Origin of the sequence: Leptotrichia sp. oral taxon 218 (assembly GCF_018128225.1) — a bacterium.
Taxonomy (GTDB): Bacteria; Fusobacteriota; Fusobacteriia; order Fusobacteriales; family Leptotrichiaceae; genus Leptotrichia.
Map to the genome: position 1 here is coordinate 1,064,537 of NZ_CP072377.1, position 25,117 is coordinate 1,089,653.

Here is a 25,117-nt window from a genome sequence, read left to right on the forward strand (position 1 = left end):
AATTTCTAATTTTTAATTTTTAAATTTAATTTATTAATTTATTCTTTTTATTTGTTTTATTGAAATTTGAAAGTTATTCCTGCAATTGCCGACAATACAATTAAAAGTATTGGATTAAACTTAAACTTTGTAAGTATTGCAATAACTATTGCCAAAATAATAGATTTGTAATCCAACAAATTGACAATATTTTTTGACAAATTGTATTTTTCTATATCAAGTAAAGACCCTTTCGCTACACTAATTCCAGCTGTAACAATAAGTCCAATCGAAGCTGGTCTTAATCCATAAAAAATATCCTGCACTAAAACTGAATCCTGAAATTTTCTTAATGCGTGAGAAATCATAATAATAATTATTATTGATGGCACTGTAAGTGCAACTGGTGCAACCACTGCTCCCCATAGTCCCGCTATTGTAAATCCAACTGAAGTTGCCATATTAATTCCCATAGGTCCAGGTGTTGATTGAGAAATCGCTATCATATCTGACACATCATTAGCGGTAAACCATCCTGTTCTCTGTCCCATATGATAAAGAAACGGCAAAGTCGCAAGTCCTCCACCAACTGAAAAAAGTCCAACTTTTCCAAATTCAATTGATAAATGAAACAATCTCATCACTTCATTCATTGTTCTCCGCCTCCATTTCCTATTTTCTGACTAGCTTCGTCACTTTTTCCACCATCTTTTTTTCTTGTGAAATTTTTAATAATAATCCCTGTCACACCAGCTAAAACCACAAGTAAAGTTGGGTCTAATATATTTGTAACTGAAAATACAATTACAAGAATAAATATCACAATACAGATAAAATCAGGAAGTGATTTTTTTGCCATCATAAATATAGCTTGAAAAACTTGCACACAGACACACGCACGGATTCCATTAAAAGCGTATTTTATGACCATAAGGTGAGAAAAGTTTTTCAAAAATAAAGCAATCAAAGTTATAACTATAATAGGAGGGACAATCATTCCCATCGTTGCAAATATAGATCCGATAAGACCTTTCACTTTATGTCCAACAAATGTTGCCGTATTTACCGCAATAACTCCTGGAGTCACTTGTCCTATCGCATAATAATCCATAATTTCGTCTTCTGTAGCCCATTTATTTTTTTCAACAATCTCCGACTTTATCATTGGAAGCATAGCATATCCGCCACCAAATGTGAAAAGTCCCATTTTTGCAAATGAAAAAAATAATTTAAATAATGTTCCCATTTCAATTTCCTTTCTTTGCTTATAAGCATATATTTTATTATACAAAATATAATTTTAAAAATCAATATATTTTTATTTTATCATTAATTAAAAAAAGAAAGCTCTTAAACTTTCTTTAATTTAATAAAAATATTCGAATAATAATTTTAAACCTTGTTTTAATGGATACACTACTTCAACTATTCAATTACAAGAATCTAGGGAGCGTGAGAGTGCAAGTGTTTCAATCCTTGTTTTAATGGATACACTACTTCAACAATGTAACTTTAAATGGTTGCGTTAAATTAAATAGTAGTTTCAATCCTTGTTTTAATGGATACACTACTTCAACAGATACATCTACCAATGGCGAAAAAAATTGACTGATAGTTTCAATCCTTGTTTTAATGGATACACTACTTCAACCTTAACTTCTTGCGGTGCATCTGTATCAGGCTCTCCAATGTTTCAATCCTTGTTTTAATGGATACACTACTTCAACTCTAACGGAACTTCACATACATCCATCTTATAAGAAGTTTCAATCCTTGTTTTAATGGATACACTACTTCAACATTAAAAAAATTCTTGGAGAGGAAGTACCTTTTCAAGGTTTCAATCCTTGTTTTAATGGATACACTACTTCAACTCCTATACAAATTTCTTCTTTGTATACAAAACGACTGTGTTTCAATCCTTGTTTTAATGGATACACTACTTCAACACTTTGTATATGAATCGTATAATAAAAATAGAAGATGAGTTTCAATCCTTGTTTTAATGGATACACTACTTCAACGATTAAAAAAATACATGAAAAGACTGGAAATCGAAGGTTTCAATCCTTGTTTTAATGGATACACTACTTCAACGGTTTGAAGATTTTGATGTAGCATATTATAAATCTTTAGGTTTCAATCCTTGTTTTAATGGATACACTACTTCAACCGCAAATTAAGAAATATGTTTATAGATTGAGCGAAAAATTGTTTCAATCCTTGTTTTAATGGATACACTACTTCAACTCGTATTTTCAATAAAATCCTTTATTTATCAGTATTACAGAGATTTTTTCAGACATTAAAATCACATTTTTTTGCTTAAATTTTGTTATTTTTTGATGTTTTTTTATCATTTTCCGTAACTCCTAAACCTTATATTTACTGACTTTGAGTTGATTTTTCTCCTTATTTTTTAATTCTTGGAGTGGTAGGAACTTTTCCTACGAACTTATTTTACCATATTTTTTTGTTTTTTCAAAATTTTTTTTAAATTTTTTTATGATAAATAAAAAACTTCATTTTCTATTTCTCTATTTTCTATTTCTCTCTTTAAAAATTTTTATTTATAATTTTCTCAAAAAATGATATACTAAATTTAAAAATAAAAAAAATCAAAAAAGAAAAGGAAAAAGAAAAAATGAACTCACTTGATAATGAAATATTAAAAAATTATACAAATTTGAAAAACAAAATTGAAAAATATAATAATCTTTATTACAACGAAGATAATCCAATTATTTCAGATATGGAATATGACGGACTCTTGCGAAAGTTAAAAGAGATGGAAAAAGAATATCCCGCTCTTTTAGAAATTGATGATTCTCCGACTGAAAAAATTGGAGGGACTGCGAGTAATAAATTTTCTAAAGTTGAACATAAAGTTCCTATGTTAAGTTTGTCAAATACTTATAATATCGCTGAAATCGAAGATTTTGACAAAAGAGTAAAAAAAATAATTAACTTTTCTGAAAAAATTGAATATATTCTGGAACTGAAATTGGACGGACTTAGTATCAGCCTTATTTATGAAAATGGGAACTTAACGAGAGCAGTCACTCGTGGTGACGGAAAAATTGGAGAAGATGTGACGGAAAATATTATGGAAATTGAATCTATTCCAAAAAAATTGAAAGAGCCGATTTCGCTGGAAGTTCGTGGGGAAATTATTTTGCCGATTAAAAATTTTAATAAAATAAATGAAGAGCGGGAAGAAAATGGGGAAGAAGTTTTTGCAAATCCAAGAAATGCTGCTGCTGGAACAATTAGACAACTGGATTCCACGATTGTTTCAAAAAGAGGACTTGACTGCTATCTCTATTATTTGGTCAATGCGGAAAATTATGGAATTAAAACACATTTGGAAAGTATTAAATTTATTGAAAAGCTGGGATTTAAGACAACTAAAGTCTTTGAGAAATATTCCGACTTTAAAACTCTTGAAAAATCTATTGAAAAATGGCGAATAAAAAGAGAAAAATTGGATTATGAAACCGACGGGTTGGTTATAAAAATAAATGATTTCTCATTTTATGAAACTTTGGGCTACACGACAAAAAGTCCACGATGGGCAATCGCTTATAAATTTCCTGCTGAACAGGTTAAAACAAGACTTTTGAATGTGACTTTTCAAGTGGGAAGAACGGGAGTTGTGACACCTGTTGCGGAACTGGAAGCTGTGAATTTATCAGGGTCGGTTGTAAAAAGAGCTAGTCTTCATAACTTTGATGAAATTCGTAGAAAAGATATAAAAATTGGGGACAATGTGATTGTCGAAAAAGCAGCAGAAATTATACCGCAAGTCGTAAATGTCGTATTTGATGACAGAAAAGGGACTGAAAAAGAAATAAAAGAACCTGAAAGCTGTCCTGCTTGTGGCACAAAACTTGTAAAAGAAGAGGGCCTTGTTGCGCTAAAATGCTTAAATCCACACTGTCCTGAAAAAATTAAAAGAGAAATTTCCTATTTTGTGTCAAGAGACGCCATGAACATTTCAGGTCTGGGAGAAAAAATTGTGGAAAAATTTATTGAACTTGAAAAAATTAAAACTGTAGTTGATATTTATTTTTTAGAAAATTATCGCAATGAATTAGAAAATTTGGAAAAGATGGGAAAAAAAAGTGTTGAAAATTTGTTAAATAGCATAAACGAAAGTAAAAATCAAGACTTTTCCAAAGTTCTATATGCTCTTGGAATCCCATTTGTCGGGAAATTTAACGCCAACCTTTTGAGTAAAACTTTTAAAGATATTGATGTTTTAAAAGAAAAGTCAGTTGAAGAACTTTTGGAAGTAAAAGGAATTGGAGATAAAGCTGCAATCGCTGTAAATACTTTTTTAAATAATGAAAATAACTGGAAAATTATTACGGAACTTAAAGAAATTGGCTTAAAATTTAAATTTGAAGAAGATGAACTAAAAGAAGTTAAAGACAATCCAATAAAAGGAAAAAATTTCCTTGCAACTGGAAAATTGCAAAAATATAAGCGAAACGAAATAAAAGATATAATTTTAGAAAAAGGTGGAAATTATTTATCTGCCGTTTCAAAAAATTTGGATTTTTTAATTGCTGGAGAAAAAGCTGGAAGTAAGTTAGAAAAAGCTCAAAATTTAGGAATTAGAGTACTAAGCGAAGATGAATTTGAAAAAGAATTTTTATAATATAAAAAAGGGAGAAAAATATATTCTCCCTAATTTTTATCTCAAATTTTAGTTGTATAAAAATTTTTTATATGCAAATATTGTGAACTACTCCCACTTATAGAAGTTGGAGACTTCTTGCTATCTTTTTATTAAAAAATCGCTATACTTGACAATTTTTTATAAAAATTTACATAAAAAACTCTGAACACTCTCATTTTTTTATTCTAAAATTGTTTTTTTATTCCATTTCAGTTGCTTCCAGAAAAATTTTACCATTTGAATTTAAAAATACAAGTTTTTGTAATTTTGTGTCATAAGCATAGACCATACTGTTATCGCCATCTTCTTTTACAAGCGCAAAATTTTTATAAACTTTTAATCTTCTTACTTCCTTTTCTGCTTGAGCATTTTCATTATCTTCGTCATAATAGTAACTTATGACATAATAACCTTTTTCATCTTTTTTTATTTCGAATTCATCAGAAGTATCAGTATATCCAAATTTTTTATTAAGAAATTTATCTTCGTGAAGTTTTCCATCAGTTGTAAAATCACGATTTTCTCCGTCGCCATAAGAAGCTTTTAATATTTCTTCACTTTCTTTCTCTGTTTTAGAAGAAAAATCATTTACTTTTTTATTTTTACTTTGATTTCCACAAGCTATCACACTTATAGAAATTGCCAAAACTAAAAACATAATCCCAATTTTTCTAATTTTTTTCATACCCATCCACTCCCAAACTCAAATTATTTTTAATTTTCAGTATTATTATACCACATAACCCAAAAAATTAAAAATTTTTAAACAATAATTTTAATGTTTTTTTATTTTTAGAAATTTTTAGAACTATATATCAAAATCATCATCGTCGTCGTCATCAAATCCAAAGTCATCGTCATGCAAATGCACAACTTCCAACGCTTTTTCATAATTTGTAGATTTTTTAGAGAAAAAGTCATGTTGAGTAGTTTCCACATTAAGTCCATTTAACACAATCGGATTAACATTTTTTACTTCAAACTCTTCTTCAAATCCCAAATTCATAAGCGCTTTGTTGGCATTATATCTAATATATTCTTTAACATCGCCTGTAAGTCCAATATCTCCATATACTTCGTCGGTATATCTGCATTCATTTTCATACAAGTCGTAAAGCAATGTCTTTAATTCATCTCTCATTCCTTTTTTAGTATCTTCATCAAATGAATTATATAATTCTTGGAAAAGCAGTCCGACAAATACTCCGTGAATTGACTCATCCGCAATAATTTTCTTAATTATATCACAACTTGCGACCATTTCTCCTTGTCCAGCAAGCCAAAGCGGTAAAAAGAACCCGCTGTAAAACAAATAAGTTTCCAAGTAAACCGAAGCCGCTAAAGACATCGCAATATCTCTTCTTGAAGCTTCTGGATTATTCATCTTTTGATAATAATTGTCAATTTTATTGGCTTTATACTGCAAATGCGGATTTTCTTGAACCCAGTTAAATGTTTCATTTATTTCACGAGTTGACGCTACTGTTGTAAATATTGTCGAATAAGATTTTGCGTGAATCGACTCCATCATGCACATATAAGAAAGCACTGACCGATTTTGCAGTGAATCAATGTGATCAATAATTTTAGGCATTCCAGTATGACTTTGCAATGTATCAAGCATTGTAAGTCCTCCAAGTGCATGTAAATAAGCCAGTTTCATTTCAGGCTTAAGCGCATTCCAGCTGTCAATATCCCTTGACGGAATATATTCCGTATCAATCCAAAATTGTCTAATATTTTGTTCCCAAAAAGTTTCCACATAATCATTTTCTGGGGTATTCCAGTTTACTGCTTTGTATATTTTCTTTTCCATTTTTTTGTTTTCCTTTCTTGATAAAATTGTTTTATCAATATTAATTTATCTTCAACTATCTCGTAGATTAATAACCAATCTGGAGTTATATGACATTCTCTTGCTCCATCATAATTATTGACTAATTTATGATCCTTGTTTTTAGGAGGAAGTTTTTCTCCTTTTGCCAATATTGAGATGATACTTTCCAATAATTTTAAATCTTTTTTCTGTTTTTTTAGATTTTTTAAATGTTTTTTAAATTTCCCAGTAAGAATAATAGAATATTTATACTCTTCTTTTTTATCCCTCATAATCTTCTCCCAAGACATCTTTAAACATTTCTTCTGGACTACTGTACGATTTATAATTTGAAGGATTTTTCTTAATTTGTTTAGCTTCTTCAAATGCTTGAACCAATTCTGAATTTTCAGGTAGAGAACTTATGTAAAAGGGAATTCCTTTTTCTCTTATAGCCTGTTTTAAAAATATATTAATTGTTGTACTAAGGCTTAATCCTAAATCTTTAAATAATTTCTGTGCTTCTTTTTTAGTTTCTTCATCTATTTTTATACTTATATTAACTGTTGCCATAAAATATTACTTTCTTTTATATTTATTATACATACAAAGTATATCTTTTGTCAATCAATTAGTTTATCATAATGTCTATTTATCCCAATCTCTTGGAAAGTCTCTCTCTGTTTCTGGATAATCCTCAAATCTCTTTTGATAAACTTCTTTCGGATTAATTCCATTCTTTTTTAAATATTCTTCAAACTTCATTTTTGTATCTTCATCAAAATATTTGTAATACATCCAAAAAGTATTTTCAGCACTCTTTTCTATAAAACCAGCAAGCAGCTCGTAATTTGATTCAACTTGTGCTGTTTCCAAAGCAGTATAATATTCATCTCTATCTTCATTTCGTATAACTGTAATCGGATAACCATTCTTCATAAGCTCCAAATTCAGAAGTAATCTCCCAGTTCGTCCATTACCATCAATAAACGGATGAATTTTCTCAAAATCAGCATGAAAACAAGCAACTTTCATTATCAAATCATTATTTTCACTACTATTAAATTCATCAATTAATTCAGTCAGCTTCTCTTCAACAAGATAGTGAGGCGTCGTTTCAAATCCAGCACCCAAAATTTCATTATTACTTTTCTTAAACTTCCCTCTATTCTCAATATCATCATTCAACACAAGAGCATGAAACTCTCTTATCAATCTCAGCGATAAAGATTCATTTGTTTTTATAACTTCCTTCAGAAAATTAAGAGCATATTCCTGTCCCTTCACTTCCTCATGCTCCTTCAAACTTTTCCCTTTCACAGTAACCCCATATTGAAGAATAATATCCGTTTCTTTCAAAGTAAGAGTACTACCTTCAATCGCATTTGAATTATAAATAAAATTTGTTTTAAGATTACTTTCTAATTTTGTCAAAATCCCTTTATTTAAAGGTCTTTCTTTTTCTAAAAAGTTTTTGAAAATTTCAATTTTAGATATTTTATTCATCACTTTTCCCCTTATTTTATTTTTACACTGAACAACTTATACACTCCTCAATCGTAGCCTTCCTAGTCCGAGTATAATAAAGCGATTTTAACCCCAATTTATGCGCATAAATATAAAGTTTTGAAATATCTCTTGTAGTATCAGAGCTCTTTGTATGAAGGATTATTGAAATTCCTTGATCCACATGTCTTTGGATTACTGACATTAATTTTAACACATTTTTTTGATCCATGTCGTAAGCTGATTTATAAAAGAAGAAGTTGTCGTTTGTCAAGTATGGCATTGGGTAAAAAGTTTTACTATCCCCGTATTCTCTCACTTCTATCGTGTCAACTATTGGCATAACTGAAGCTGTCGAATTCATAATATACGATGTTGACTGATTTGGCGCAATTGCCAGTCTATAAGCATTGTAAATTCCGTATTTCATAACTTGATCTTTTAATTTTTTCCAATCTTCTGTCGTCGGAATATACATTCCTTCAAATAATTCTTTTACTTTATCAGTTTTTGGCTCATAATTTTTTTCCAAATATTTGTCAAAATATTTTCCATTCGCATATTCTGATTTTTCAAAATCTTTAAATGTTTCGCCTCTCTCTTTTGCAATTTCCATTGATCTTTCAAGCGAATAAAAATTTACCATCATAAAGAAAATGTTACAAAAATCAAGTGCTTCACGGCTTTCATACATAATGAAGTTTTTAGCTAAAAATCCATGTAAATTCATTGCTCCAAGTCCTACAGAATGTAATTCTTCATTTGCTTTTTTAATTGTCGGAACAACATCAATGTTTGTTAAATCTGAAACCATTGTAAGTGAATCAATTGCAGCTTTTGTTACTTCTTTAATTCTTTTGTTTTCCATAACTGTTGCGATATTTAGTGAACCTAGATTACATGATATTCCTCTTCTTATTGTATCTTCTTCATAATAAGCGTTAATGTCTGAAACTTCTGATAATTGCATAATTTCAGTACAGTTCCCTAAAAGCATTCCATTGAACATTCCCATATGTCTTTTTTCTTCAGTAAAGCAATATGTATCGTAAACTCCATCAATTTCTTCTACAGCGGTTATTTTTTCAAAAGCACAAGCATCTCTATTTGGAGTATGTTCCAAATCAAATTTCAATCTAAATGTTTCAAATCCTAACTCCACAAGTTTTTGTAAATTTTTATGTGTTATAAGTAGTCTATATAATGCCTTACATTCAAATTCTCCACATTCGTCTGTTCCGTTATTTAATGGTAATTCTCTGATTTCAGTATCTCGCATTTTATTTATTTTCGAATGAATACCAATTTCTTGAAGTAACAATCTAATGTTAGAAAGAAATTCTAAATTTGTTGAAGCTATTTGTAATGAATTATTTCCATTATTTTTTGAAACAGTGCCATCTGCATCTGCCAATCCGCTTAACCATTTAACAATACTTGAAATTTCATAATTAAAAGGTACAAAAAATTTATCTTTCAGTCCCTTACAATAATTTAAAATTATTCTATCTTCATTTTCTGATTTACTATATTCTAAGTCATCAAATTTATCTAAAAGTTCTTTTTTTTCTCCATATAAATAAATTATTTTATTTGTAAGATTTTTTCTATCTTTCACATCATATTCGCAACCATCACCTGAATAAAATCCATTTGCATAAGCATTTTCAAGTATTTCACGATTTTCATTTTCATACTTTGGCAAATCAAATTTTATAAGTCTGTCTCCAACTTTAAGTTCGTGTGCTCTTTTTTCAACAACTTTTTCATTTTCATCTTTAATATAAAATTTGTGATATGGTGTTACATCCACAGTTTGAAAATTATCTGTACTAACTTTTAATAACTTTTGATCAGTTCCTGTTTTAATAACTGTAGTTTTACTCCATTCTTCTCCATTCCAAACATGAACTTTTTCATTTTCATGCTGTCCAATTTCTGTATAACCGTATTCTTTTGTTAAAATTTTTGTATACGGAGCAACACACAAATTTGAGAATTTAACTGATCCAATCTCTTTCAAAGCATGTTCCTTATTCGCATTATCTTTAAAGAAAATATACGGATAACCACTCTCTTTTTGAGATTGTGAAATTTTTACTAAAATTTCTCTTGCATCAACTTTTTTCTTTTTGACATTTGGATTATCGACTAGTTTTTCATACATTTCGTTCATATCCATCTCATCTAAATATTTTCCATATTCCAAAAATACTGTGTGTGGATTAAATGTGTAGCAAACTTCACCTTCTTTGGCAAGTTCCAAAAATTTATCTGGAATTATTACTCCTGTTGAAAGTGATTTTATTCTCACTTTTTCATCAACATTTATTTTTTTACAGTCCAAAAATTCATTTATATCCGAATGGAAAACATTTAAATAAACAGCTCCTGCTCCTGCTCTTTGTCCCAATTGATTTGCATAAGAAAAAATATCCTCTAAAATCTTCATAATTGGCAAAACTCCAGATGCTCTTCCTTCAACACCTTTTATCGCTTCTCCTCTTGCTCTTATTTTCGACAAGTTAATTGAAACTCCTCCTCCAAGTGAAGAAAGTTTCATTGAAGAGTCAAAAATGTATCCAATTCCGCTCAAATTATCTCCCATTTCATCTAAAAAGCAAGAAACAAGTTCTCCAGCTCTTTTTTTCCCAGAGTTTAAAAATGTCGGCGTTGCTGGTTGATATTCTTGATTTATTAACATAAGTGCATATTCTTTTGCTTTTTCCACATCTCCTTGTGCCAAAAATAACGAAACAATTGCAATTCTGTCTTCATATCTCTCCAAAAATTTGTGCTCAGCGTCGTCTTTTAACGCATAGCTTTGATAAAATTTTGATGCACTCATAAATGATGCAAATCTGAATTTTTTGTCATAAACAAGTTTAAAAACATCTTTAATTTCGTCATGTGAATACATTTTGTAAAAATCAATGTAATAATCATTTTTTATTAAATATCTCATTTTTTCTTCCAAGTTGTGAAAAAAAACTGTATTCTTATTTACATAGTCCACAAAATATGAATAAACTGCTTCTTTATCTTTTTCTAGCTGAAAATCTTCACCCTTTTTTATCATTATTTCATTATTTAGATAAATCCATTTTTTTGCTCTGTTATCTACCATTATTTATTTTTCTCGCTTTCTTTTTTTATTTTGTAAAATTTATAGTTTTTTAAGTTTTTTTATAAAAATTTTCAAATAAAATTATTTTTTTTATTTATTAAATTTTTCAACATAATCAATAAAATGTTTTACTTCTCTATTTGTTCCAGATAATTCAAATTTCATGCAAACTGGAATTTTATATTCTTCTTTTATTTTGTCCGCAGCAACCGCAAAATATACTCCCCAGTTCATATTTCCGCTGGAACTAATTGACTTTATATATTTACTATTTTTTTTCAAAAATTCAGCTGTAGTTTCTGGAACTTCACCTATTTTTGTTGTAAATGTGACAAAATGTCCATCTTCTTTGGCTTCCAAATCAGGATTAATTTTAATAATTTCCCAATCTGGTCTCTCGTCTTTTATTTTTTCCATAAATCTTTGAACATTTCCAGTTTTTGAGTCATAATATATAATCATAGAATTCTCCTTGTATTTTGTTTCAGGTTTATGTTAATTTTTTCTTTCAAAAAATTTCTTTTCTAAAGAATTTCCCAATTTTTAAAATAAACCTGCTCAGTTACTCTATAATTCCGAAGTCATTTCATTTAATTCTTCCATTTTAAATCCCATAACTCTTTTTACTTCAGCATCATTTTCCATCAAAATCACAGTTGGAACTGTTCTCACTTTAAACTTCATAGCCATTTCAGGATTATCAAAAGCATTTATTCTTTCGTATTCTACACCTTTTCTATCTAAAAACTCCGATACCATCGCACACGGATTGCAGTCATTTTTTTCAAATTTAATTATTCTTTTCATTTTTTATTCTCCTTTTTTTATTTTAAGTTTAATATTTAATTCCAAACTAAAAAACACAATATATTGTGTTTTGTTTTTTAAAAAATACATATATGTAGTGTATCTTATTTTTTAAAATTTTTCAATAAGATTATTTTTAAAATTAAATTAAGAAGTTTGCCGATTGTCTTAAATAAAGATTTTTTTTAATATATATATTTTATATATTTTTGAAGTGAATTTTAGATAATTTAATTAATGAATAAGTGTTTATAACTTTTTTAAGCATTTTCATAAAAAATAAATTAAAAAAGAGAAGATTAATCAAAATTTTCTCTTTAATATTTATTTTTATTTTATTTTTCGTTTTTTATTTTTCAATCTTTTTTCAAATCTTTCTCAATCTCGACACAACCTCCATATGTGGCGTAACTGGAAACATATCAACCGTAACCATTTTCACTAATTCATACCCATTTTCCTGTAAAACCTTCAAATCTATATTAAATGTTTTTGGATTACAAGATACATAAATTATATCCTTCACATCATATTTCAGTAATTTATTAAGCGTCTTTTCACCAACACCTGCACGAGGTGGATCCAAAATTATAATATCTGGCTTGATTCCATTTTTATCAAACTCATCTAATTTTTCAAAAACATCTCCTGCGATAAAATGTGCATTTTCGATACCATTCAATTTTGTATTTTCATTTGCTTTTTCAACAGCTTCTTCCACAAGCTCAATTCCATAAACTTGTTTTGCCTTTTTGGAAACAATTTGCCCAATCGTGCCTGTTCCACTGAATAAATCGAAAACAACCGAATTATGAATGTTTTCCCCTTCAATTTCATCTAAATAATCCAATACTTTTCCGTATAATTTTGCCACTGTTTTTGAATTTGTTTGAAAAAAACTGTACGGACTAATTTTAAATTTTAATCCTAGAATTTCTTCTTCCAAATCTCTTTTTCCAAAAAGAATTTCCTCTCTTTCAGAAACAACCGAATCAGAAAAATTGTCATTAAATGTATGTAAAATTCCTGTTATTTTAAACCCTTTTTCAAGCTCCAAAGCCAACAATCCTTCAACTAAACCTTTTTGAAATTCCAATTTTTTCTCATCTTCAATTTGAGTTGTCGTAACCATATTTACTAAAATTTGTTTCGTAAAATCCGCTTTTCTAATAACCAAATTCCTAAAAAAGCCAATATGATCCAATCTATGATAAAAATCCAGCCCTGTCGTTTTTGAAAATTCATTACAAAAAATATAAATTTTATTAAAGTTATCATCCATCAATTTCAAGCCGTCTACTTCAACAATATCATGAAAACTGTTTTGTTTATGAAGTCCCAAAATCATAGGCCCATCTTTCACAGCATTTCCGTAACTAAATTCCATTTTATTTCGATATTTCTCCACTTCTACACTTCTAACCGGCTCTTCAAAAGTAAAATCATATTTTGCAATTTTCTTCACTTCTTTTTCAATGTTAGAATTTTTTATCGCAAGTTGCTCATCGTATGAATAATACTGATAGTTACAACCACCATTTTGTCTAGCAATTTCGTCATAAATCGCATTTTTTCTTCCTGCAAAATCAATAATTTCACATCGAATCAATTCATACTTTCTTCTTCTCTTCACAAAAATTCCTTCAACAATTTGCCCTTCAGCCGCATTTATATTTGGAAAAATCCTATTTTCGTCATCTCCATAAAAACCGTACGCACGACCTTTCGTATTAAGTCCTGCTATTTTCAGCTGTATTTCATCACCTTTTCTTAAAATTTTTTTCTCTTTATTTTCCATTTTATCTCCATTTTTCCATAAAATTTTTTCACTTTAATTAAAAATAAATTTGGTAATCCCATCATTTATACAAGATTACCAAACAAATTTTCCAAAATTTTAAAAATTAATTTCTATTTTTATTTAGATTCAATATATTTTTTCAATCTTGCAATCGCTTCTTCCAACACAGGCAAGTCATGCACAATTGAAAATCTCAAATATCCTTCAACTTGGAATGTAACCCCAGGAACTATCGCCAATTCTGTTTTTTCCAATAAATCCAAGACAAAATCAAAAGAATCCGCATCTTTAAACTTATCAATTGTTTTATATGTCGCAAATACATAAAATGCCCCTTTAGGCTTCAAGCACTTAAATCCTAATTTTTCCAATTCTTCCACAAAATAGTAAACTCTTTTTTTGTAAATTTCTGATAATTCAGTCGTGTCTAAACAGTAATCTAATGCTGCAATTGCTCCATATTGTGACAATGTCGAAGCACTTGTAACTGTATATTGGCTAATTTTTTTCACTTGTGACTGTAAATTTTCACTAGCAATCGTATAACCTAATCTGTATCCTGTCATCGAATGTGATTTTGAAAAACCATTAACAACTATCAATTGTTCCTTCAAAATATCGCTATATTTTGCAAACGAAGTGAATTTTTCAAATGCAATTTGAGCATAAATTTCATCACTCAAAAGATAAATTTCTTTATCCTTCAAAAATTCAACAATTTTTATCATTTCTTCTTCTGGAAGCGTTATTCCTGAAGGATTATTTGGATAAGTCAAAATTATTAATTTAGTTTTTTCTGTAACATATTTTTCCAAGATTTTTTCAGTCAAAACAAAATTATTTTCTTCTAAATCCATAAAAATTGTTTTAGCTTGTGAAACTGTAATTAATGGCTCATACCCAACATATGCTGGTGTTGGAATAAGAACTTCATCCCCTTTTGCCAAAATTGTTTTAAGCGTAGAAGACAATCCTTCAGTTGAACCAACTGTAACTAAAACATTATCTTTTTTATAATTTCCACCAAAAGTTTCATTATAGAATTTTGCAATTTTTTCTCTTAATTCTGGAATCCCACCTACTGGCGAATATTTTATAGGACTATTTAACGCATGATACGCAACTGCTTCTTTCACCTTTTGCGGTGCATCTGTATCTGGCTCTCCAATTGTCATATTTATAACATTTTTATAAGCCGACAATCTTTCGTGAATTTTTCTTATATCTGATATTTCTATTCCTTTTATTATTGGATCTATGTACATTTATTTACTTCCTTTCTTTTTTATTTCTATATTTTATTTTTTATAAAATAGACTTGATTTTTGAAAAAATAAATTTATTGTAAATCAAATTTTTTTATTTTTTCTAAATTTTGTTTGTATTCATTAATATTTTTAGATTTTATCACATTTTCATTATAATTTTCCAAAGCCTCTATTATATATGAAAGTTTTTCATATTTATTTTGTTTCATGTTTGGATAAACAGTTGAAAAATAATCTAGTGCTTTTAAGAAATTTTTAGTATTTAAATAATTAGTTATAATATATAATTCTGCATCCATTATGTATTCTTTTTTTAAATCTGAACCTAAATATGTATAAAATTTAGTATTAGATAAATTTTTATATTTTTTTATAGCTATTTCAAAACTTTCTGTTGACTTTAAAAAATTTTTTTCTTTTCTATATTTCATTCCTGCCTGATAATATGTTTCAGGAAAATCTGGAAATAATGAAGTCAGCTGTCTTCGAATTTTTTCAGTTTCATTTTTATTTCCTATTTCCTCATAGGAATCTGACAAATTATTATACGCCATCGGATATTCAGAATTAATCTTTATTGCTTGTTTGTAATATTCAATCGCTTGTTTTGGATTATCGTTCAAATATTGCTCATAATAACCTAAATAAAAATATGCCAAATAATTATTTTTATCTTCTTTTATAGACCTCAAAAGTAAATCTTTCATTTTTTCTTCATCACTATAAAAATATTTTATACTTTCCAAAAAAGTATTTTTTGATTTTTCATTTATTTTTACCTTACTTATTTCATTAAATTCCTTTTTAGACAACTCTATTACTTCTTTTATTGCATCTTGATTTGTTTCATCTTTTTTTACATTTTTTATACCTTTTTCACTTTGAATATTTATCACTTTAGCATTATTAACTTTTTGCTTAAAATAATCTCCTACTTTTTTATCATCAGTGATTACTACAACATCAGAAAATACATTAAGACTTAAAAATGCTAATAAAATTACTAGTGTTCTTTTTACCAATATTTCCTTCCTTTCTAAATAAAAAAATTATTTTTATAATTTTTTTAATTATAACATATTTTCATTTATATTTCTAATTTTATGATAAAAAAATTAAGTGCCACACATGGCACTCAAAAAATTATTTTTACTAGTCAAAAAAAATTTTTAAAGTTATTAATAATTTTTATAATCTTAAGATATAATAAGATTTAATAGAATACAAGATAATAATTTTTTAAATTACTATTATTTCTTTTTAATCCAATATCTAGCCACAATCCTAGATAACTTCACAATCTTTTTTATTCCTTTCAAATGTTTCGTTTCCAAAAAAAGACTTGCAGATAAGCTGCTCCAGCTGTCATTCCACCAATGAATTCCATAAGTTTCAGGTTTTATGCAATCTTCTGTGTATTTTTCGTGATAACCGTATGGATAAAAATATTCTTTCGGAAAAATTATAATTTCTCCATCTTTTAAAATATTTTCTCTTTTTTCGCTCAAATTATATTTTTTCTCAAAAACATAAGTAAAAATCTTTGGAATCGTCCAAATAGGCTTTTTCCAAATGTCAGCTTCGTAAAACTCCATTATTTCTTTTAAAATTTTATTATGTTTCGTTGTTCCAAAAATACCGACACTTATGTGTTTTTTGTCTTCGTAACCAATAAAAAATTCCATTTTTTTTGAAATTTTATCTTTTTGATTTTGAAAAAAAGAAATTTTTCCTTCCAAAATTGGTGTCAAATCTTTTATTATTTCCATATCTGTGTCCACATAAATTCCTGAATTCTCATACATAAAATGAACTCTCATATAATCTGAAACATACGCCCACAATTTTTTCTCATAACACTCACGAAAAAATCTGTTCTTTTTTAGATGTTTTTCCATATCAAAATTTTTCTCGTTAATCTCAATTATCTCAAAATCTGGCAAATTCTTTTTCCAAGATTCCAAGCATTTGTAAAAAATCTCTGGTTTTTTTGCATTTCCTATCCAGACATAATATATTTTTTTATCTATAATTTTTTTTTCTGACATTTTTTCTCCTATTTTTATTTTTAAATAAAATTATATTAAATTTTTAAATATTTTTATCAAAAATTTTATAATTTTTTTTATTTTTAAACTTTAATTCTCTCCAATTCCCTTTTTTTCTCAATTTGCTTATACATGTAGTCAATACTTGTAACAATTGCATAAACTGCCACTAATAGTGCCATATTTTTTATTAATCCATCTCCAAAGAATGAACCTCTTGGAATGTAAAATAAATTTGGGATGAAATAATAGCTTGTAAGCAATAAAAATCTGTTTTTTACAACATATTTTTCATATTTTATGATTGCGATTCCCAATAAAATTGAGATTATAATTAGCCAAATATATCCTAAATCGTACATTTCAGCGATATAGTTTGAACCTATTCCTTCTCCTTTTAAATACGCTGTGGGATCTAGCTCGTATGTCAATCTGTCGGCTAATGAATTTGTCATGTAAAGCGTGTCCATTGACTGTGGCTTAAATCCAAAAAGTCCTTGTAAAATGTAAGGATATGGACCTGCACCCACAATTTTGCCTTTGAAATTGACTGTGTATCCTAAAACTAAGTAACTTACTCCTTGTGAGAATAAAAAGTTGCAGATTGAATTTATTAAGTCGAAACTGAATATTTTTTTACTTCTGAATGAGACCAGAAATTGGGAAAAAATTACTGTAAAAGCCGTTAATTTTACCATTGTCTTTGGTTTTATCTTTATTCCATAAACTTTTGCGTAATACCACATAACGAATAATAATTGCGTTAAGAAAATCGCTCTTGCTCCTTTGAATGAATCCAATAATTTTACCATTAAATAAAGTGCTGAAACGAATAAAAATTTCTTTTTTTTAGGAATAGAAATTAAAAATATTAAAAATCCGATTGTCATTATTGTTCCGCTTCCTTTTGTAAAAACGGGATATTCAACACTTTTTAAGATTCCTGTGTAATATGCTTCGTATCCAGCACTTAAAATTACTTTTAACTGAAGCAGCATCTTGTAAGCTAGAGCGGGTAATGAAATTATAAATAAGAACATTCCTAAATTTTCAAAAATGGGATTTTTTTGAAGTGTTACGCTGCTTTTTAATTCATAGATTTCTTCATTCATAATTCCAATAAAAAATCCTAGATGTGTAAATAGCAAAACTAACAAAAATATTGTTATAATTTCTATTCGGACATCGTAATAAAAGTAAAAATTGGCAAATTTTGTTGCCCAGCCAAATTCACGGTAGTTTACAACATCTAAAAAAATTCTCGTAAAATTGAATAAAAATGTGGTGTACAAAAAAATCATATAGGAATTTAGCCAATCTAAATAAACTTTTGCTGTTAAAAATACATAAATATAGACAAACATAAGCAAAACTTCTAAAAATTTCATATCTGACTTTATGTTTTCAAAATGTACTGCCACTTTTAAAAATAACACAAAAGCTATTACAAATATATGAAATATTAAAAATAACAGTTTATCTCTTTTCATTTTTTTATTTTTCTCCTTTTTTTATTATTTTATTTTTATTACTTTATAAAAATTTATAAAATTTAATATTTGACAAGATGGCTTGAACCTTTGCTGTTATTATAAATTTTAATAATTTTTCTTTTCTAAAAATTTTTTTTATCTTTCAGCCACATAATAAATCCTAAAAAACTTCCCAAAACAAAAAATAACTTGCTGTTGCACTCTTTAAAAGATTTTAAGTAGCTATAATTTGAAAATCTGCAAAATTTATAATAAACTGCGTTATTTAAAAGCCTTTGCTTAAAAGATAATTTTTCAAAATTTATTTCGTTATGATAAAGCGCTTGTCCCTTTGGATTTTTTAGCAGCAAATTATTATATTTTGCCGTTAATCCATCTTTTTGATAATCTTTGACTTCAATTTTTTCATTGACATAAAGCATTTTATAATTTCTGCAAATTCTGTTATAAACGACAGCTTCAGTTACAAATTTTTCGCCGTCAAATACAGGAAACGGAAATTTTTTTATAATTTTTGTAAAAAATATAAGCCCTTTATCTCCTGTTACGCCGTATTTGTTATAAACTTCAAACTGTGATGCGATTAATTCGTCTTTTGGAAAAGCGCTTCCTATAATTTTTCCGTCTGGATAAGTTGAAAGATAGCCCATTCCAGCTAAATTTTTGTTGTTTTCATATTTTTTTAAATATTTTAAAATAATTTCAAGCCCATAATTTTGGTATTTGTCGTCAGAATCAAGACAGATAAACAATTCTCCTTGTGCTTTTTCCAGCGCAAAATTATACGCCCTCTGTTTTCCGCCATTTTCTTTAAAAAAATATTTTATATCGAGTTTTTTTTCTTTTAAAAAATCTTTTACAAGTTCATTTGTTCCATCATTTGAGCCATCGTCGACAATCAGCCATTCAAAATCTTTGAAAGTCTGATTTTGCAATGAAACATATAATTTTTTTAGTAATTCTTTTCGGTTGTAAGTCGGTGTAAAAATTGTAAATTTCATAATTTTCTCCTATTTATTTCATCTTTTCAAAAATTTTTTAAAAATATTTTTTATTTTTTCAGCAATTTCTTTATTAATAAGTATTTTTGCGATGATTCCCAAATAAACTATTTTTAATGAAAATTTCATCCATGAGACTTCGTGATTTGACAGATAAAAAATCGCTGGATTTAATAAAATTATCAAATAAAAAAACATTTTTTTGTAATTAAAAGAAATGTGATATTTTCTTTTTATAACAACCATTTCGGCAACTGCTCTCAATAAAAATGCCAAAATTGTTGTCCAAAGCGCAATAAATACCCCATAACTTTTAAAATTTGGAATCAAAATTAAATTTCCAATTAAATTAAAAGCCATCGCAAAAACTGAAAAATAGAAAATATACATGCTGTCTTCATGAAAATGGAAAAAATAATCCAGACAAACAAGCGCCTGTATCACAATTCCCGCAAGAACATACGGAATAAAGTCAATTGCAGCGGCATAACTTTTTGGAAAAATAAGTTTTATTGCTTCTGGCGCAAAAAGCTGCGCAATTACACATGCAAACGAAATTATTCCCAAAAATGTCTCAAGACTTTTTGTAATTTTGGGATTATTTCTATCAGTTTTCATTGCTTCATAAAACTCAGGAGTCCAGCTGTTTATAAACGATCCTGTTATTACTGAAAGCGCCCTTCCACCAGTAAATGCAAGACTGTAAGCTCCGACAATTGCAATTGGAATAAATTTTCCTAAAACAATTCTGTCACTGAAATTTACGATTTGGTCTGTCAATTCAATAAAAATTAATGGAAGTCCATTTCTTATCGAATAATCCATATATTTTTTCTTGAATTTAAAACTAAATTTTCCAAAATAATCTTTAAAAAAATAGACTAAAAGTAAAACTACAGCTGAAAAATTTGCAATTTGATTTCCAAGCGCCCCTAATTTCATATATTTTATAAAATATATCGCTAAGAAATAATTTGAAAAAAGTTTGATTAAACTTCCAAATGCCACTTTTCTATACATCTTTTTCATTCTAAAAAGCGTCATTGCAAGTGTATTTAAAGCGTTTACAAACCCTATTACAATCGTTAAAATAATCAGCGAATTGTAATCAATTTTGTTTAAATCAATTATATATGAAAATAATTTTTTTGAAAATGGAGTTATTAAAAATAAAAAAACTAATAAGTTAAAAACTATTATGACAAAAAACGAAGAAAACAAAAAACTTCCAAATTCTTTTGGATCATCTTTTAAATCCACATATTTTTTCATTTGCGCATTATAAATTCCAAGTCCCAAAAACACCGCAAAAAGCGTAGCAATTGGCTCTAACATTCCGACAATTCCATATTCTTCAACGGTTAAAAGTCTTGTGATTATCGGCAAAAATACGAGTGAGCCCATTTTTGTGACAACATTTGAGAGCGTGTAGACAAGCGTTCCCTTTAATAAACTTTTATTATCCATCAATTTCCTTTCTCTTTCTCTATCTTTTCTATTTTTCTCTATCTTTTCTATTTTTTTATTTTTTCTATTTTTTCTTTCCTATTTTAATCCAACCAAATCGTGTACTCTAATAATTCCAATAACTTTTCCATCTTCTGTAACTGGAAGCACTCCAATTTCATTTTTTCTATTTTCCATGAGTTTTAGCGCTTCTAGCGCCATCGCTTCTTTATTGATAAAAATCGGTGATTTTGTCATAATATCCTTTGCCTTGTAGCCAAAAAATTTTTCTTTGTGCTGCAATGCCCGTCGTATGTCCCCTTCTGTTATAATCCCTTCTAATTTGCCATTAATTTCCCCATTTTCCGAAATGCAGACAGCTCCCATCTTTTTCTTAGTCAAAGTCATAATAACAGTTTCTATCGGTTCATTTTCACCGATTACAGGTAATTCATCGCCAATGTGCATTAAATCTGACACATGTAACAAAAGTCTTTTTCCAAGACTTCCACCTGGATGATATTTTGCAAAATCATTTTTTGTGAAATTTCTAAGTTTCATAAGACTTGCTGCTATTGCATCTCCCATGACAAGTGTTGCAGTTGTCGAACTTGTCGGCGCTTGACCAATCGGACACGCTTCCTTGTCAACTCCGATATTTACTACAACTTCAGAATGTTTTGCAAGTGCTGAACTTTTATTTCCAGTAAGGCTGACAATTTTTGCTCCAATTTTTTTTATCGGCTCCAGAATGCTCAAAACTTCATCTGAATTTCCACTATTTGAAATCGCTATGACAATATCGCCGCAGCTTATCATTCCTAAATCGCCGTGAAGTGCTTCTGCTGAATTTACAAAAATAGCACTTGTTCCAGTTGAAGCCAAAGTTGCAGCTATTTTTTCTCCAATTATTCCAGATTTTCCAATCCCTGTAATTACAACTTTATTTTTCCCCAAATTAAAAATCATATTCACAAGTTTTTCAAAATTTTCGTCAACTTTATTTCTAACTTTTTTTAATTCGTCTATTTCAATTTCAAAAACTTTTTTTCCTTCATCAATAACATTAATAACATCAATTTTATTTTTATTATTATTTTCCATCTCTCTTAAACTTCCTTAACTTTTATTTTTTTCAATTTTAGCCAATATCTTTTTAATTTCTTGACTTTTATCTTTATGGCAAACTAAAAGTGCATCTTTTGTATTTACAATGACAATATCTTCCAGACCAATTGTCGCAATTATCTTATCATTTTCTTTATTAATGACAATATTCCCTTCAGACTCAATCTCTTCAAATTTCTCAGATTTTACAACATTTCCGCTCTCGTCCTTTGGAAAAATATCACCCAGCGACTTAAAGCTGCCGACATCGTTCCAACCAATATTTACAGGAATCACGCTCACCAATTTTGTATGTTCCATAACACCAAAATCAATCGAAATTTTCTCAAAATTTTCAAATTCATCTTTGACAAAACTGCTCAGCTTTTCTCCATAGAATTCTTGCAAGTCAACTTTTTCGAGCAATTTTTCAATATTCTCCAAAACAATCTTGTGCGAATCCATATGTTTTTTTATCTCGCTCAAAATAAACTCCGTCTTCCAGACAAACATTCCGCTATTCCACAAAAAATTCCCCTGCTCAATATATTTTTCCGCAAGTTCCTTATTCGGCTTTTCCCTAAATCTCTTAACTTTGTATATGCAAAGTCCATCTTTTTTCTCACAGCTTTTATTTTTTTTCACATATTCAATATACCCATATCCCGTTTCAGGATACGAAGGTCTTATCCCAAGCGTAATAATTCTGTCTTCCTTTGCCGCCTCAAATGCAAATTCAAGGCTTTTTAAAAATTCATCCTCCTTTTCACTGAACCTCTCACGACTGAAGTCGCGAGGTTCTTGGGTAGTAGTTGCTTCTGTTAGCCAACTAAATTTACCAAGCTATCCCCATAGTTCCTACGGTTCATATATTTATATATTTAAGCACTTTCTCTTAATATCCTTAGCCCTTCTTTTAGTATGTTTTTGGCTGCATTTATATCTCTATTATGTACAGCTCCACATACTGGACAAGTCCATTCTCTTACACTTAAATCTTTTACTTCTTCATTCTTATATCCACAATAATTACACATTTGACTACTTGCAAAAAATTTATCCACTCTTACTACTGTTCTTCCATACCACTTCGCTTTATATTCCAGTATTCTACTAAATTCACTCCATGATACGTCTACAATATTTCTTGCTAATTTATGATTTCTTACCATATTTTTTACTTGTAAGTCTTCCATACAGATAATGTCATATTTTCTTATCAGTTCTGTCGATAATTTCTGCAAAAAGTCTTTTCTTTGATTTGTTACTTTTTCATAACATTTCGCTACTTTTATTCTAGCCTTATTTCTATTTGAACTGCCCTTTGGTTTTCGTGACAGTTTTCTTTGGCATAAAGCTAGTTTTTTCAAAGACTTCTGTAAATATTTTGGATTCTCTATTAAGGTTTCATCACTGGTAATCGCAAAGTTCTTTATACCTAAATCTATTCCAACATTTTTATTTGTGCTCTCTAACTTTTTTACTTCTACATCTGTACAACATAGAGATACATAATATTTTCCGCTAGGTGCTTGTGTTATTGTTGCATTTATTATTCTTCCTTGTGGCTTCATCTTATCTCTTATTTTTAGTTTTCCTAACTTAGGTACTTTTATCCATTTATCTAAAAACTCTATATTATTATTAGTATAACTAATTCTGTACGATTTTCTATTATCTTTCTTAGATTTAAACTTTGGATAGCCATTTCCGCTAAAAAAATTTTTATACGCTTTATCTAAATCTTTTAAAGAATTTTGTAAAGAAAATTTATCTACATCTTTTAGCCATTTTTTCTCTTGCTTTAAAACAGTCAATACTTTACAGCATTGATTATATGACATAGATTTTTTCTCTTTGTTATATAATTCCTGTTTTAAAACTAAAAAATGGTTATAAACATATCTTACACAGCCAAAAGTACAATTTAACTTTTCTATTTGAGTTTTAGTTGGATAAAATCTGAACTTGTATGCTTTTTCCATTTGATTTCACCTCCATTTACTTATACATAAGTATACTATTTTTTATATTGTAAGTAAATGAAAAAGTAAAATTTTTCTAAATATATGAACCTAAAAACTGACTTAGTCGTTTTAGAGGTTGTCGTTCACATAAGTTCGCTACCACCTATGCAGTTCTCTTATGAACTTCTTAATATTTCTATTAAGCACAGACTATATCTTATCCCACAGCTCTACCTGTTTGGGTCTACCCACTTCCACCAGCTTTGGTGTACTTCCCTCAGGAGGAATAGTCGTTGAACCTTACCTTTCGGTCTTGGCTGCTGATTGCCCATTATCTCAACACTTAGGGTTTAACCTTATGTCATCTAGTATATTTTTTCTGCTTTCGCAACGTTCACACTTGCATCTTATTTTAAGATGTTATGTTGTAGTTATACCAGCTTTAGGGGTTCCCAGCAATTCGAGTAGTATTGGATAGCTTTTTTTAAGTTGCTATCTCCACATACATATTTCTATATATGCTGACTATACTTCTCGGTCTAACTCATTCCTTGCGTCACGAGTGTGCGACCGCATTTTTAATCAAATGATCAGACGGCAGAACTGCCATAATGCTATTTCCCGCAATTTTATCAATTATCTGCGCAGCATAACCGATACAAGCCGCAGTATCCCGTGCCATTGGCTCAAAAATAATATTTCTTACAGGTATTTGTGGTAACTCTTTTTTTACAATTTCCAAATAATTTATATTTGTCGAAATAAATATATTTTCATTCGGTATCAGCTTTAAAATTCTGTCAACCGTCTCTTTGATCATCGTCTTTTCCGACACCAAGTCCAAAAATTGCTTCGGCTTTTCGCTAGTCGACAGCGGCCAAAATCTCGTACCGCTTCCCCCTGCCATAATCAAGGCAACTCTATTAATTTTTTCTGTTTCCATTTTCAATTTTTCTCCTAATTTTTTTGCTAAAATCGCACTTTAAGTATACCATAAATTGCCGAGTTATTCCATCGTTTTTAAAAAATAAATTAACTTAAAAAAAATAAAAAATAACTCTATATAG

Annotated in this window: 21 protein-coding genes, 2 pseudogenes and 1 CRISPR repeat array; of the genes and pseudogenes, 1 reads left to right on the top strand and 22 read right to left on the bottom strand. The window is 28.6% G+C overall.

The features are described 5' to 3' along the window. Positions 1-56: 56 nt before the first annotated feature. Positions 57-632: a chromate transporter gene (locus tag J5A73_RS04965; RefSeq protein ID WP_211617164.1), complete on the bottom strand. Its 576-nt coding sequence runs from the start codon at positions 630-632 to the stop codon at positions 57-59. Beyond that, positions 629-1,270 carry a chromate transporter gene (locus J5A73_RS04970; protein WP_211617166.1) on the bottom strand — a complete coding sequence of 214 codons (642 nt, stop codon included), beginning with the start codon at positions 1,268-1,270 and terminating at the stop codon, positions 629-631. The genes J5A73_RS04965 and J5A73_RS04970 overlap by 4 nt, the downstream gene beginning before the upstream one ends. A gap of 98 nt (positions 1,271-1,368) precedes the next feature. Next, positions 1,369-2,229: a CRISPR direct-repeat array (repeat unit 37 nt; unit sequence GTTTCAATCCTTGTTTTAATGGATACACTACTTCAAC). A gap of 394 nt (positions 2,230-2,623) precedes the next feature. Here J5A73_RS04970 and ligA point away from each other — a divergent pair. Next, positions 2,624-4,642: an NAD-dependent DNA ligase LigA gene (ligA, locus tag J5A73_RS04975; RefSeq protein WP_211617168.1), complete on the top strand. Its 2,019-nt coding sequence runs from the start codon at positions 2,624-2,626 to the stop codon at positions 4,640-4,642. A gap of 220 nt (positions 4,643-4,862) precedes the next feature. Here the strand turns inward: ligA and J5A73_RS04980 are convergent, their stop codons facing one another. From J5A73_RS04980 to J5A73_RS05070, 20 genes and pseudogenes are all read right to left on the bottom strand, one after another. Continuing rightward, a complete protein-coding gene (locus J5A73_RS04980) occupies positions 4,863-5,348 on the bottom strand; it encodes a hypothetical protein (protein WP_211617170.1) in 486 nt (161 codons plus the stop codon). 123 nt (positions 5,349-5,471) lie between these two features. Beyond that, positions 5,472-6,479, bottom strand: coding sequence for a class 1b ribonucleoside-diphosphate reductase subunit beta (gene nrdF, locus J5A73_RS04985; RefSeq protein ID WP_211617172.1), 1,008 nt, complete (start codon positions 6,477-6,479; stop codon positions 5,472-5,474). Next, complete coding sequence (locus J5A73_RS04990; protein ID WP_211617174.1) at positions 6,452-6,772, bottom strand: type II toxin-antitoxin system YafQ family toxin; 321 nt, start codon at positions 6,770-6,772, stop codon at positions 6,452-6,454. The genes nrdF and J5A73_RS04990 overlap by 28 nt, the downstream gene beginning before the upstream one ends. Next, a complete protein-coding gene (locus J5A73_RS04995; RefSeq protein WP_211617176.1) occupies positions 6,762-7,052 on the bottom strand; it encodes a type II toxin-antitoxin system RelB/DinJ family antitoxin in 291 nt (96 codons plus the stop codon). Before J5A73_RS04995 ends, J5A73_RS04990 begins: the two co-directional genes overlap by 11 nt. A 75-nt stretch (positions 7,053-7,127) precedes the next feature. Continuing rightward, positions 7,128-7,985, bottom strand: a complete 858-nt coding sequence (locus J5A73_RS05000; RefSeq protein ID WP_211617178.1) for a Fic family protein — start codon at positions 7,983-7,985, stop codon at positions 7,128-7,130. Positions 7,986-8,007: 22 nt separating this feature from the next. After that, complete coding sequence (locus tag J5A73_RS05005; protein WP_211617180.1) at positions 8,008-11,112, bottom strand: ribonucleotide reductase N-terminal alpha domain-containing protein; 3,105 nt, start codon at positions 11,110-11,112, stop codon at positions 8,008-8,010. A 90-nt stretch (positions 11,113-11,202) separates the two neighbouring features. Further along, positions 11,203-11,574, bottom strand: coding sequence for a class Ib ribonucleoside-diphosphate reductase assembly flavoprotein NrdI (nrdI, locus tag J5A73_RS05010; protein WP_211617182.1), 372 nt, complete (start codon positions 11,572-11,574; stop codon positions 11,203-11,205). A gap of 105 nt (positions 11,575-11,679) precedes the next feature. Then, entirely contained in the window at positions 11,680-11,919 is a 240-nt protein-coding gene (locus J5A73_RS05015) for a glutaredoxin domain-containing protein (protein WP_211617183.1), read from the bottom strand. Positions 11,920-12,286: 367 nt separating this feature from the next. Beyond that, positions 12,287-13,717, bottom strand: a complete 1,431-nt coding sequence (gene rlmD / locus J5A73_RS05020) for a 23S rRNA (uracil(1939)-C(5))-methyltransferase RlmD (RefSeq protein ID WP_211617185.1) — start codon at positions 13,715-13,717, stop codon at positions 12,287-12,289. A gap of 119 nt (positions 13,718-13,836) precedes the next feature. Further along, a complete protein-coding gene (locus J5A73_RS05025; RefSeq protein ID WP_211617187.1) occupies positions 13,837-14,985 on the bottom strand; it encodes a pyridoxal phosphate-dependent aminotransferase in 1,149 nt (382 codons plus the stop codon). Positions 14,986-15,059: 74 nt separating this feature from the next. Next, the gene (locus tag J5A73_RS05030) at positions 15,060-16,010 is read right to left on the bottom strand and encodes a M48 family metallopeptidase (RefSeq protein ID WP_211617189.1); all 951 of its coding nucleotides are present in this window, start codon (positions 16,008-16,010) and stop codon (positions 15,060-15,062) included. Positions 16,011-16,238: 228 nt separating this feature from the next. Continuing rightward, positions 16,239-17,036 carry a glycosyltransferase gene (locus J5A73_RS05035; RefSeq protein WP_371813419.1) on the bottom strand — a complete coding sequence of 266 codons (798 nt, stop codon included), beginning with the start codon at positions 17,034-17,036 and terminating at the stop codon, positions 16,239-16,241. 83 nt (positions 17,037-17,119) lie between these two features. Then, positions 17,120-18,526 (bottom strand): O-antigen polysaccharide polymerase Wzy, encoded by a 1,407-nt coding sequence (gene wzy / locus J5A73_RS05040; protein ID WP_211617191.1) that lies wholly within the window; start codon positions 18,524-18,526, stop codon positions 17,120-17,122. A gap of 125 nt (positions 18,527-18,651) precedes the next feature. Then, positions 18,652-19,530, bottom strand: coding sequence for a glycosyltransferase family A protein (locus tag J5A73_RS05045; protein WP_211617193.1), 879 nt, complete (start codon positions 19,528-19,530; stop codon positions 18,652-18,654). 18 nt (positions 19,531-19,548) lie between these two features. Next, a complete protein-coding gene (locus tag J5A73_RS05050) occupies positions 19,549-20,997 on the bottom strand; it encodes a lipopolysaccharide biosynthesis protein (protein WP_211617195.1) in 1,449 nt (482 codons plus the stop codon). 78 nt (positions 20,998-21,075) lie between these two features. Next, the gene (locus J5A73_RS05055) at positions 21,076-22,080 is read right to left on the bottom strand and encodes an SIS domain-containing protein (RefSeq protein WP_211617197.1); all 1,005 of its coding nucleotides are present in this window, start codon (positions 22,078-22,080) and stop codon (positions 21,076-21,078) included. A 15-nt stretch (positions 22,081-22,095) separates the two neighbouring features. Next, positions 22,096-22,332 carry a hypothetical protein gene (locus J5A73_RS10660; protein ID WP_256438659.1) on the bottom strand — a complete coding sequence of 79 codons (237 nt, stop codon included), beginning with the start codon at positions 22,330-22,332 and terminating at the stop codon, positions 22,096-22,098. Beyond that, a pseudogene (locus J5A73_RS10665) lies at positions 22,318-22,830 on the bottom strand (sugar phosphate nucleotidyltransferase); the annotation flags it as partial. The pseudogene J5A73_RS10665 and the gene J5A73_RS10660, both read right to left, overlap by 15 nt. A 134-nt stretch (positions 22,831-22,964) precedes the next feature. Beyond that, entirely contained in the window at positions 22,965-24,068 is a 1,104-nt protein-coding gene (gene tnpB / locus J5A73_RS05065) for an IS200/IS605 family element RNA-guided endonuclease TnpB (protein ID WP_211613590.1), read from the bottom strand. A gap of 559 nt (positions 24,069-24,627) precedes the next feature. Continuing rightward, positions 24,628-24,978, bottom strand: a pseudogene (locus J5A73_RS05070) (sugar phosphate nucleotidyltransferase); the annotation flags it as partial. Positions 24,979-25,117 lie beyond the last annotated feature (139 nt).

Coding starts and splice junctions, on each gene's coding strand:
- J5A73_RS04965 (WP_211617164.1), bottom strand. CDS start 632: ATGAATGAAGTGATGAGATTGTTTCATTTATCAATTGAATTTGGAAAA.
- ligA (WP_211617168.1), top strand. CDS start 2,624: ATGAACTCACTTGATAATGAAATATTAAAAAATTATACAAATTTGAAA.
- J5A73_RS04980 (WP_211617170.1), bottom strand. CDS start 5,348: ATGAAAAAAATTAGAAAAATTGGGATTATGTTTTTAGTTTTGGCAATT.
- nrdF (WP_211617172.1), bottom strand. CDS start 6,479: ATGGAAAAGAAAATATACAAAGCAGTAAACTGGAATACCCCAGAAAAT.
- J5A73_RS04990 (WP_211617174.1), bottom strand. CDS start 6,772: ATGAGGGATAAAAAAGAAGAGTATAAATATTCTATTATTCTTACTGGG.
- J5A73_RS04995 (WP_211617176.1), bottom strand. CDS start 7,052: ATGGCAACAGTTAATATAAGTATAAAAATAGATGAAGAAACTAAAAAA.
- J5A73_RS05000 (WP_211617178.1), bottom strand. CDS start 7,985: ATGAATAAAATATCTAAAATTGAAATTTTCAAAAACTTTTTAGAAAAA.
- J5A73_RS05005 (WP_211617180.1), bottom strand. CDS start 11,112: ATGGTAGATAACAGAGCAAAAAAATGGATTTATCTAAATAATGAAATA.
- nrdI (WP_211617182.1), bottom strand. CDS start 11,574: ATGATTATATATTATGACTCAAAAACTGGAAATGTTCAAAGATTTATG.
- J5A73_RS05015 (WP_211617183.1), bottom strand. CDS start 11,919: ATGAAAAGAATAATTAAATTTGAAAAAAATGACTGCAATCCGTGTGCG.
- rlmD (WP_211617185.1), bottom strand. CDS start 13,717: ATGGAAAATAAAGAGAAAAAAATTTTAAGAAAAGGTGATGAAATACAG.
- J5A73_RS05025 (WP_211617187.1), bottom strand. CDS start 14,985: ATGTACATAGATCCAATAATAAAAGGAATAGAAATATCAGATATAAGA.
- J5A73_RS05035 (WP_371813419.1), bottom strand. CDS start 17,036: ATGTCAGAAAAAAAAATTATAGATAAAAAAATATATTATGTCTGGATA.
- wzy (WP_211617191.1), bottom strand. CDS start 18,526: ATGAAAAGAGATAAACTGTTATTTTTAATATTTCATATATTTGTAATA.
- J5A73_RS05045 (WP_211617193.1), bottom strand. CDS start 19,530: ATGAAATTTACAATTTTTACACCGACTTACAACCGAAAAGAATTACTA.
- J5A73_RS05050 (WP_211617195.1), bottom strand. CDS start 20,997: ATGGATAATAAAAGTTTATTAAAGGGAACGCTTGTCTACACGCTCTCA.
- J5A73_RS05055 (WP_211617197.1), bottom strand. CDS start 22,080: ATGGAAAATAATAATAAAAATAAAATTGATGTTATTAATGTTATTGAT.
- tnpB (WP_211613590.1), bottom strand. CDS start 24,068: ATGGAAAAAGCATACAAGTTCAGATTTTATCCAACTAAAACTCAAATA.